Origin of the sequence: Phascolarctobacterium succinatutens YIT 12067 (assembly GCF_000188175.1) — a bacterium.
GTDB lineage: Bacteria > Bacillota > Negativicutes > Acidaminococcales > Acidaminococcaceae > Phascolarctobacterium_A > Phascolarctobacterium_A succinatutens.
Window position 1 is genome coordinate 23727 of sequence record NZ_GL830866.1, and the last position, 10182, is coordinate 33908.

The 10182-nt window shown below is 47.8% G+C and carries 10 protein-coding genes; 2 read left to right on the forward strand and 8 right to left on the reverse strand.

Annotated elements, in window-relative coordinates:
- Positions 1 to 108: 108 nt before the first annotated feature.
- Together HMPREF9443_RS03145 and feoB are read left to right on the forward strand one after the other, a co-directional pair.
- Positions 109 to 357, forward strand: a complete 249-nt coding sequence (locus HMPREF9443_RS03145) for a FeoA family protein (RefSeq protein WP_009145060.1) — start codon at positions 109 to 111, stop codon at positions 355 to 357.
- Positions 354 to 2360, forward strand: a complete 2007-nt coding sequence (gene feoB / locus HMPREF9443_RS03150) for a ferrous iron transport protein B (RefSeq protein ID WP_009145061.1) — start codon at positions 354 to 356, stop codon at positions 2358 to 2360. Before HMPREF9443_RS03145 ends, feoB begins: the two co-directional genes overlap by 4 nt.
- 75 nt (positions 2361 to 2435) lie before the next feature.
- Here the strand turns inward: feoB and HMPREF9443_RS03155 are convergent, their stop codons facing one another.
- The 8 genes from HMPREF9443_RS03155 to HMPREF9443_RS03190 all read right to left on the reverse strand — a co-directional run.
- On the reverse strand, positions 2436 to 3203 hold the full coding sequence (locus tag HMPREF9443_RS03155) for a hypothetical protein (protein ID WP_009145062.1): 768 nt from the start codon (positions 3201 to 3203) through the stop codon (positions 2436 to 2438).
- A 49-nt stretch (positions 3204 to 3252) separates the two neighbouring features.
- Entirely contained in the window at positions 3253 to 3663 is a 411-nt protein-coding gene (locus tag HMPREF9443_RS03160) for a peptide deformylase (protein ID WP_009145063.1), read from the reverse strand.
- A 70-nt stretch (positions 3664 to 3733) separates the two neighbouring features.
- Positions 3734 to 6613, reverse strand: a complete 2880-nt coding sequence (locus HMPREF9443_RS03165) for a DUF3427 domain-containing protein (protein WP_009145064.1) — start codon at positions 6611 to 6613, stop codon at positions 3734 to 3736.
- A gap of 2 nt (positions 6614 to 6615) precedes the next feature.
- On the reverse strand, positions 6616 to 7023 hold the full coding sequence (locus HMPREF9443_RS03170) for a (deoxy)nucleoside triphosphate pyrophosphohydrolase (RefSeq protein ID WP_040564939.1): 408 nt from the start codon (positions 7021 to 7023) through the stop codon (positions 6616 to 6618).
- Between the two features lie 2 nt (positions 7024 to 7025).
- Entirely contained in the window at positions 7026 to 7466 is a 441-nt protein-coding gene (locus HMPREF9443_RS03175) for a hypothetical protein (RefSeq protein WP_040564941.1), read from the reverse strand.
- A gap of 99 nt (positions 7467 to 7565) precedes the next feature.
- The gene (locus HMPREF9443_RS03180; protein ID WP_009145067.1) at positions 7566 to 8528 is read right to left on the reverse strand and encodes a ComEC/Rec2 family competence protein; all 963 of its coding nucleotides are present in this window, start codon (positions 8526 to 8528) and stop codon (positions 7566 to 7568) included.
- Between the two features lie 242 nt (positions 8529 to 8770).
- Positions 8771 to 9226 carry a hypothetical protein gene (locus HMPREF9443_RS03185; RefSeq protein WP_040564943.1) on the reverse strand — a complete coding sequence of 152 codons (456 nt, stop codon included), beginning with the start codon at positions 9224 to 9226 and terminating at the stop codon, positions 8771 to 8773.
- 117 nt (positions 9227 to 9343) lie between these two features.
- A partial coding sequence (locus tag HMPREF9443_RS03190) for a YadA C-terminal domain-containing protein (RefSeq protein ID WP_009145069.1) occupies positions 9344 to 10182 on the reverse strand: 839 nt, incomplete at its 5' end.

Consider the following 10182-nt stretch of genomic DNA (forward strand, 5'->3'; position numbering starts at 1 on the left):
TATTTTTTAATTAAAGTTTATCGGTAAAAGCTTTGTTTTACTTGACCGCTTCATGCTTCATATATATAATTAAAGCTTAAGCAAAATCACTCAAAGAAGGTCAAAATCATGGAAACTACAACATTAGATAAGCTTCCCTTAGGTCAGGAGGCTATCATCGCTAAGGTCGGCGGCGAAGGCAGCATTCTGCGTCGCCGTCTGCTTGATATGGGGCTCACGCCCCGCACCCGCGTTATGGTACGCAAGCGCGCACCGCTCGGTGACCCGCTGGAAATCTCCCTGCGTGGCTACGAACTGACACTGCGTGCGGAGGAAGCCGCCAAAATCACCGTTACGCCGGAGGTGAGCGAAGCATGAAGCTGCATTTCGCCCTCGTCGGCAACCAGAACTGCGGCAAAAGCACGCTGTTCAATTATCTCACCGGCAGTAACCAGCACGTCGGCAACTTTCCCGGTGTAACCGTCCAGAAAAAGGAAGGTACGATTCTCGCCGTACCGGACGCAGGCGTTATCGACCTGCCCGGCATCTACTCGCTTTCTCCCTACACCTCGGAAGAAATTGTTACGCGTGACCTGCTGTTATACAATAAGCCGGACGCTATTATCAACGTCATTGACGCAACTAATATTGAACGTAGCCTGTATCTTTCCCTGCAGCTCATCGAGCTGAATATCCCGATGGTCATCGCCCTCAACATGATGGACGAGCTCACCGGCAGCGGCGGCAGTATTGACATCAAAGCAATGGAGGATTCGCTGACCGTGCCTGTTGTCCCCATCACCGCCAACTCCGGCGAAGGCGTGGGCGAGCTTTTGCGCCGCGCCGTAGAGGTTGCGCAAAACCAGCAGCTGCCACAACGCCTGGACTTCTGCAGCGGTCCTGTACATACCGCTATTCACAGTATCGCCCACTTAATCGAAACCAAAGCACGTCGCCAGAACCTGCCGCTGCGCTTTACCGCCACCAAGCTTATCGAGGGCGACAGCGACTTCGCCAAGGCGCTGCAGCTTTCGGAAAACGAATGCGATATCATCGGCCACTTCGTTACCGAAATGGAGCAAAACCTCAAAACGGATAAGGAAGCGGCGTTGGCAGATATGCGCTATGCCTATATCGAGGACCTCTGCGCGCAGACCGTGCAGAAGCCCAAGCATACGGAAGCACAGCTGCGCTCCGTCAAAATCGACCATTATCTGACGCATAAATTTTATGCTATCCCTATTTTCGTGCTTATCATGGGCCTTGTTTTCTGGCTCACCTTTGACGTTATCGGAGCTTTTCTCAGCTACATCCTCAGCAATGTTATCGATGCTTTAACAGCTTCGGTTGATAACAAGCTCACCGTGCTGGATATCGCACCGCCGATGCATTCGCTGATTATCGACGGCATCTTCTCCGGTGTCGGTGCCGTGCTTTCCTTCCTGCCGACCATCGTCACCCTGTTCTTCTTCCTTTCGATGCTCGAGGACAGCGGTTACATGGCGCGTGTTGCCTTCGTTATGGATAAGATGCTGCGTAAAATCGGCCTCTCCGGTTCGTCCTTTGTTCCGATGATCATCGGCTTCGGCTGCAGCGTGCCGGCCATCATGGCCTCGCGCACCCTCGCCAGTGAGCGCGACCGCAAAATGACCATCATGCTCACACCGTTCATGAGCTGCAGCGCTAAGCTGCCTATCTACGGTATGTTCATCGCCGCCTTCTTCCCGCATAACGGCGGTCTGGTCATGCTTTCGCTCTACCTCACCGGTATCTGCGTTGCTGTTATCTCCGGCTTTTTGCTCAACAGCCTGGTATTCCGCGGCAAGCCTGTTCCCTTCGTCATGGAGCTGCCTGCCTACCGTCTGCCGACGGCGCGCAACATCATCATGCATATGTGGGAAAAAGCCAAGGACTTTCTGCATAAGGCCTTCACGGTTATCTTCCTCGTCAGCATCATCGTCTGGTTCCTGCAGAACTTTGACATCCGCTTTTACATGGTAGATGCCTCCGACAGCATTATCGCCTCCATCGGCAAGCTGGCAGCGCCTATTTTTGCGCCGCTCGGCTTCGGCAGCTGGCAGGCAACAACCTCGCTCATCTGTGGTATCACCGCTAAAGAGGTTGTCATCAGTACGCTTTCCGTGCTCGCAGTCGGCAGCGGCGGTGCGCCTGATCTGGCAAGCCTCTTTTCGCCGCTCACCGCCTACACCTTCCTGGTGTTCTGCCTGCTCTATCCGCCCTGCGTCGCAGCGCTGGCTACCATTCGCCGCGAGCTGAACTCGGATACCGGCACGCTCTGCCTTATGGGCTATGAGCTTGTTGTGGCCTGGTGCGTAGCGTTTATCGTAAGACAAATCGGCTTAATGCTTGGCTTTGCCTAAAAAATTGCATAAGAAAACAGCCCAAAACTCATGCTTTGAGAATTGGGCTGTTATTTTTTTTGCTATTTTGCTGCGCTACAGCTCTTTTATCCGTGCATATGCCTGCTGCCAGCTCGTCAGCGACAGCTGCCACAGCTCGCTATACGCCCGTACTGCCGCCTGCGGCGACCTTACATACAACGCGCACAGTCCCCGCACTCCTGCATAAGGATAGTACGGAATGCACGTCCGCGCCTCCTCGGGCGTCTGCAAAAACGCCTGCGCCAGCGCCAAATGCCCCTGCTGCAGGCACCACAGCCAACGGGCAAACTCCGCCAGCGTTTCCTTGACCACGGCAGCCTGGGCCGCCTCCGTCTGCCGTCCGTACCAATAGCGCTGCGCCTGCTTGTACTCCGCACTCTGCACCGCTGCGCCGGCAGCGCCAAAGTGCGCCAGCACTGCCTGATAATGCAGCAGATGCACACGCTCATGCACCAGCACGGAATCATAATAGACTGCATAATCCCAGCCATGCTCAGCACATTCCTGCCTGATAGCATTCACATAAAGCGTAATACCCTTGTCCGCAGCAAACTCGCCATGCAGCAGGCGTTTGAACTTTAGCTGCTGCAGCTTTTTGCTCCACTCAGCATATTGCTTGCCAAGCCTTGGCAATGCAGCGATGTCATACTCCGCCTGCAATGCTTCCGCACGCTCGAGTAATTGCCTGCCCTCGCGCTGCACGGCAACCGTGTCATAGCGCCCGTACTGCCTGTAAAGCAGCACGTCGGACTCTGCATACGCTGCAGGCAGACCAAGCCTTTCGGGAGCAGTGACGATATTTTCTAAGATAATTTCTAACATTCTTTTTGAATAAACAAGCACTTTGCAGTTTCTCGGGCCATCTCTGCGCTTAAATTATAATACCATGGCAATGGTCAATCTCATGCTGGATAATCTGCGCCGTAAAGCCACTGAAGCTCTGCTTGCACTTTTTAAACTGCATGTCCTGATAAGCCACCGTAATTTTTTCGTAGCGCACTGCAGCACGCTCGCCCTCCAGCGACAGGCAGCCCTCCTCCGTCATATATTTGCCGGAGCGCTTGATAATCTCCGGGTTCAGCATAGCAATATTCGTAGGACCGATATTGACGGCGATAACGCATTTCTGCACGCCGATCATATTTGCTGCCAAGCCCACGCAACGGTCCGCATGAGCTGCAAGCGTATCTAATAAATCCTGCGCTACTGCAATATCCATAAAGGTTGCAGGCTGCGATTTTTGTGCCAAAAAGGCTTCGTCTTTAATTATTGGTTTTTCCATGGTGTACCTCCGTAGGGTTTCTGCTTAGCGCCAGCCTTATCTAATGCAACGCCCAAGAATAACATTACTACTATCCTTCAAAATAATCATAAATCTTTGCTTCTACCGGCGTTTTCATTTCGTAAAACATTTGCACAATAGAAAGCTTTTCGCCCTTATTGCCGGTAATAGTTGTACCGATGCTCTGCTTATGCAGCATTTCTCCCATAAAATAAAACTCTGAGCCCTCAGCATCACTCTTTTTGATAAACAGGAGCTTCAGTGTTTCCGGCTGCTCAATCGCCACAACCTCAGGCGAATCAATATTGACTCTGCTGCGCGTCTGCCAGTTGAAAATCGTAGGACTGGCAAATCTGTCATCATATTTAGTGCTTTCACTGATATTCTCGTCCTTTTTATAGGTTACAAATATCGGACAGGTGTTGTATTTAACCCTATAGCCATAAACAACAGCGCTTTCATCCTTCGCCCAGTTCAATATACGGCAGACATCTTTACGCGTATATGAACCATACAGCTTAAAGCCATGATAAAATTTTGCTGGCTTATAATCAAACAAAAAGCGTTTTTCCGCATAGGCCAAAGTATCATTAACATAGCCGTAAAATTCCTTATTTGCAAGCATGCTGCTAAATTTTTCACTTAAGCAAATGCTGTCTGCATTCGCATTCACCAACGGCATATTACCATATTTTTGGGCATCCGCAGTTTTAAAAAATTGCATACTCAATACATTCACTACGCTGGCAACAGTTGCTGCCGAGGTAGTAAGCTGGTATTTATCCTGCATATATTGTATAAATGCAGGCACGTCAATTTGCGTATGCTGCATTAAATAGCGCAGCAGCGCAACCTCTTCCAAGCGTCTGCCATTAGCAAGCTCCAAGCAGATAAACTCCAACAGCCTGCCATGCGTTGCACTCAACGTGCTTTCGTAATGATCTGCGTACTGCCTGAAGTTATAATAGGATTTTTTCTTTTGGATAAACAGATATGGATCCTTGTCACCCAAAGCCAGAAAATCAAGCATCATCGGTGCATGACCAAGCTTAGATTTAACTAATTGATAGGACTCTTTGAGCTTGCGCAGCTCTAAAAAATTATTTTTATTCAAAGAATCGAAAATGCGCTCCCGAACCACATCGGTAAAATAAACTGTCGATGCACCAGGTAAAAAGTTATTATGCACAATGCGACGCAGCTTTTCCTTGCTGCAGCTGCGGTCACCATACAACGCTATCGGCAGCATATAATTGTTTTCATAGTTACCGATAAAATCAATAACCTCCAAATAACGCTTTGCCTTGCTCTTACGCAGACCACGGCCAAGCTGCTGCACAAAAACAATAGCAGACTGCGTAGGACGCAGCATAATAATCTGATTGACGGAAGGAATATCTACACCTTCATTCAAAACATCAACCGAGAAAAGATAATCAAGCTTATCTACGCCCTCTTCATCGCTTTCAAGACGCTTGATAAGCCTTGCACGCTCTTCCTCACTGGTAGCGCCAGCCAAAAAGGCAGACCTTTTGCCATGCTGATTAAATGCCTCTGACAGAGCCTTCGCTTCTTCTATTCTGCTGCAAAAGACTATACCCTTGACACGCCCTTGGTCACAGCCATAAAAATCTGCATAATACAGGATATTTTTGACACGTTCTTCACTTGTCAGGCGCACAAAATCGGCATTATCATCTAAAAGCTCGCCATCTACAACAATTTCGCTTACGCCGTGATAATGAAACGGCACCAGCATATTTTCAGCCAAGGCCTGATGCAAACGGATTTCGTAAGCAATATTATGGTCAAAGGTTTTAAAAATATCGCAGTCATCGGAGCGCTCCGGCGTTGCCGTCATACCCAGTAAAAACTTAGGCTTAAAATAGCTCAGCACCTTTTGGTAGCTTTTGGCTCCGGCATGATGCGCTTCGTCGATAATAATATAGTCAAAAGCATCTGGTGCAAAGGCATGTAAATTTTCATCCTTTACCAAGGTCTGCACTGTAGCAAACACATAATCCCTGTCTATTTCTCTGTGACCGCTGGTAAACAAGCCTGTCGTGATATGCTCATCAATAATCTGCTCAAAGCTTTCCTTAGATTTACGCGCAATCAGCCCTCGATGCACTATAAACAAGCAGCGTTTAGGCTGCGCTGCCCGCACATCAAAGGCCGAAAGATATGTTTTACCAGTGCCAGTAGCAGAAATCAGCAAAGCGCGATTCTTGCCCTCTGCCCTAAGCGCTGCAATATTTTGCAAGGCTGCTGCCTGCATTTTATTAGGATTGATTTTGTACAGCTTATGGATTTTTGTATAGGCACGCTGCCGTTGGCTGCGCGCTTCACCATAAATACGCTCATAGGCAGCAATCCATTCCTCAGTAACAGGTGTAGCATCATCCCACGCCTGATTAAGCTCCTCCTGCATCTGCCTGATTAAAGCGCCATCCTTCATGGACGAAAGCTGCACATTCCACTCACGGTTAACAGTCAGCGCACTTTGCGTCAAATTACTGCTGCCGACAATCATAGTGTAATTTTCATCTTTAGCAGACGTTGCGTGTGTATGGAACAGATAACCCTTAGCATGAAAATTATAATCAGAGGTGATTATCTTCAATTCAAGATTGGGAAACTGCAGTAATCTGCGCAACGCTCGCGGTTCCGTAAAATTTTGGTATTGCGAAGCCAAAATCTTTCCCTTGATATGCTTATTCTCCAATTCCTTCAGCGTATCAATCAAGCAGGCAATACCGCTGTTAGTTACAAACGCCACAGAAAAGAAAAATTCATCACAATGCTCCAGCTCAAAGAGCAGGTTTTCCAATACCTTTACCTGCTCCTGCTGATTATTGGTCAATATCTTAGGCAAAAAGCGCTCGTCAGTTTCAATATTAAAATCAATAAAGCCCGCCTCCAAATACAAGGCAAGTTCACTGCTGTTCACGATTATTCAATCTCCTCTTGCTGCAGACGCTCTACAATCGGCATATCTGCTGCTGCCCAATCCAGGCTTCTTAAATCTGCCGGAGGCAGCCATTTTGCTGCCACATGCTCCTTCATAATGAACTTGGGCTGTGCCAGCTTGCACACATAGGCATGCATGGTAATAGCAAAATCAGGATAGGTGTGCTCCACCGTCATCAGATACGCATCCTCAGGAATGCTGATATCCATATCCATTTCCTCGCGCAGCTCGCGTTCCAGCGCAGTGTGACGCTCTTCGCCGGCCTCTACCTTACCGCCGGGAAACTCAAATTTATAGCTTACATAATCAAATTTGCCTTTATTACGCTGCATGCACAAAATCTTGCCGTCATGCTCAATTACCGCTGCCACTACCTCATAATGCTTCATCATTACAACCTCCGTGCATTCTCTCTTGTTTCTTTCAGCAGCACCACTGCATCATATACCGCTTCTCCATTACTGCCGGGAATAATATCCTCAAAATCAGCATAGCTTCTGTTGGACGAATCAATTACTCTATTTTGACTATCATAAAGCGTAGCATGTAATGTTCTTGCCATTCTGCAGTCAAGGTCAAATTCATCATGTGAAATAACATATTTATCTTTATCTGCGTTATACCATTCCACCCATACAAGTGCACATTGATGATTCCTATGCGCATACTTTTCGCTACCTGTATAAAATCTTGCCGTTGCAGTATCAATCCACGTCCCATAATGAGCATTAGAACCTACCCAATACCATCTAGGCGGCTGCGGCGGATTAAAAGCTGCACAGGTTGCAGTCAGCGACAGCAGCAAAACTAACAAACACAATATTTTCTTCATCACAAACACACCTTTCAAACTCATTTATCTTTTATCTTGTTTATTTGTAAAGAATTTCTATTCCCTATTCTACCCCACATCTTCCTCTTAAGCAACCTTCTACCGCTCCGTCAGCACATCAAAGCTCTTACCGTCCGTCGTCACCGTCAGCGTACCGTGATCGTGCGTCGTCAGCACCTTAGCGCCAAGATGCGTTAAGCTGCCCACCACGTTCTTGTTCGGATGCTTGTAAATCGAAAAATCACCGCAGCTGATAAGCGCATATTTAGGCTTAACCTTGCTAATGAACGGCCAATAGGACGATGTCTTGCTGCCGTGATGGCCAACCTTCAGCACGTCCGCCTGCAGCGCAGTACCGTATTTTTGCTGCAGCGCATCCTCCACCGGCGCCTCCGCATCACCCGTCAGCAGCATTTTAAAGCTGCCATAATGCAGCATCAGCACCAGGCTGGTGTTATTCATATTCTTCAGGTCCTTTTTGCTGAGGAAATCTCCCGGCGCCAGCACCTCGATATAATAATTTTTGTCAATCGTAATCTTGTCCCCGGCCTTCAGCGCCTGTCCGTTATACCTGCCGGCGCGCAAATCACTGTTCAGCGCCACGGACGCTTTGTAGCCGTTGTTCACATAACCACTGTCATAAATATTGCTGACACCGTATTTACCGCGCACATACATGATATTACCCATATGGTCACGATGATGGTGCGTCACGAAAACAGTCTTAATCCTGCTGACGCCGGCCTTGTCCAGCGCCTTAATCAGCGCCTGCCTGCCGCCGCTGTCGCCTACCTTATCCTTAGCGTCGTTGCCCACGTCAATCATGATATTACGCTTGCCGTCCTGCAGCAAAATCGCATCCGCCTGCCCCACATCCAGCACACTGATGCGCAGTCTGCCCTGCGCTGTGCCTGTGTCCTGCTTCTGCTGCATGCTCTGCGGCAGGTTATTTTTTACCGCCGCACGCACGCTTTCGGCGTTAGGCTGGTACAGGCCGCTGTACGCTGCCAGCGCCACGATGAAGGCTATGATAATCTGAAAAACAAACTTTAATTTACGCATGTGTATCTTACTTCCCTTTTCTTTTACAAATCAGCAGCTTCGTTTGCTGATATATTTATTATATCACGCCAATAAAAAAGCGTACATACTCACAAGTCGTACGTACGCTTCATTTTTAATCTGTCAGTTTAAAGTGTATAAAATTTTGCTAATTTTTTCTGTAAGCACCGGCACATGCGCTCAACCGCAACAGGCAATGCTCCCGCAGGTTCTGCGTGCTCCACAAGTTTTTCAGTAAGCTTTTATTTATGCAGCCATTTGTTCTGCTGCACCTTTTTGTTTAATGCATCCAATGCTTTGGTATATACATTAAGCATTTCCTTGCTGCCCTTTGTCTGCTGCACTGCGGTTTCACCGCCCATGTCCAGGCACACCTTGCCGTCTTTATCAATAATATAGTGTGCTGCCTTGGTATATTCCGTACCGTTGCTGTTGAAAAGATACAAATACATGGCACCGACGGCGTTTTGCAGCGATTCGTCCTCGTGCAGCAAATTCAGAAAATCGGCGTCTGTGTACTGCTCCTCCGCAAACACAGCCAGATACAGCTGCCCGCTTTTGCTCAGGCTCTGCACCGAATCAACATCCACATAAAGTACGCCAACATCGGTTTCGCCTGCCTTCTGCAGGTTCTGGCAGTTGCCTACGGCAGCAATACTCAGCATTATCAGCAATAAAATCAGCTTAACGTAACGCATTTTTACACCTCGCATAATAAACAAAATTTACTACATCTATTATATAACAAAAAGAGGGCAAAGTCACCCTTCCCCTCTTGATGATTTGTGGATTTTAAATTAATTCTTTTAAATTAATTATTTACCGGTACGAGCAGCCAGCATTTCTGCATGTCTCTTTTGTTGAGCAGCTACGCGTGCGTCTTTAGCAGCTTTTTTTGCAGCTTCTGCTTTAGCCAGTTTTGCTTTTGCAGCTTTTTCAGCTTCAGCTTGACGCAGTTCTTCCGGAGATTTACGGCCGAATTTCCAGGTTGCACCAATGCCGCCCATGAATTCGTCACCAGCGGTGGATACGCTGAAGCTCAGCATGAAGTCGCGGTTAGGATAGTGGAATGCACCCAGAGCCATACCTGTCTTGTCGCGGTATTGGCCAACGCCAACAGCGATTTCGGTCGGAGCTTCCGGATCATAACCCATGGTGTGCAGGTTAGCGATAGCAGCAGCCATAGCGCCAACTTTTTCTACACGAGCATCCAGCTTGTCGATTTTGCTGTCCAGACGAGCTACTTCGCCGTCAAATTTAGCTTCGATGCGTTTGTCTTCGTTAGCACGGTTGGTTGCTTCATCAGTGATTTTTTTGTCCAATACATTATCCATTGCTACACGCTGATCTCTTTCTGTGTTGATTGCTTCGCCATTAGCTTTGATTGCTTCGCCGTTAGCTTTGATTGCTTTATCTTGATTTTCATTCTTTTTATCTAACTCAGCATTCTTACGGGTTTGATCATCAAACATCTCTTGAACTGCTGCAAATTTTTTAGCTGTATCCCAAGCATCAGCTTTAGTTTTGATTGCTTCACCGTTAGCTTTTATTGCATCGCCATTAGCTTTGATTGCATCAGCGTTAGCTTGAATTGCAGTGCTGTTAGCTTGAATTGCATCTTTGTTAGCATTGATTGCTTTATCTTGCTCTTCAT

Excerpts from the sequence above, each read along its gene's own strand:
- HMPREF9443_RS03145 (WP_009145060.1), top strand. The coding sequence starts at position 109 with ATGGAAACTACAACATTAGATAAGCTTCCCTTAGGTCAGGAGGCTATC.
- feoB (WP_009145061.1), top strand. The coding sequence starts at position 354 with ATGAAGCTGCATTTCGCCCTCGTCGGCAACCAGAACTGCGGCAAAAGC.
- HMPREF9443_RS03155 (WP_009145062.1), bottom strand. The coding sequence starts at position 3,203 with ATGTTAGAAATTATCTTAGAAAATATCGTCACTGCTCCCGAAAGGCTT.
- HMPREF9443_RS03160 (WP_009145063.1), bottom strand. The coding sequence starts at position 3,663 with ATGGAAAAACCAATAATTAAAGACGAAGCCTTTTTGGCACAAAAATCG.
- HMPREF9443_RS03170 (WP_040564939.1), bottom strand. The coding sequence starts at position 7,023 with ATGAAGCATTATGAGGTAGTGGCAGCGGTAATTGAGCATGACGGCAAG.
- HMPREF9443_RS03175 (WP_040564941.1), bottom strand. The coding sequence starts at position 7,466 with ATGAAGAAAATATTGTGTTTGTTAGTTTTGCTGCTGTCGCTGACTGCA.
- HMPREF9443_RS03180 (WP_009145067.1), bottom strand. The coding sequence starts at position 8,528 with ATGCGTAAATTAAAGTTTGTTTTTCAGATTATCATAGCCTTCATCGTG.
- HMPREF9443_RS03185 (WP_040564943.1), bottom strand. The coding sequence starts at position 9,226 with ATGCGTTACGTTAAGCTGATTTTATTGCTGATAATGCTGAGTATTGCT.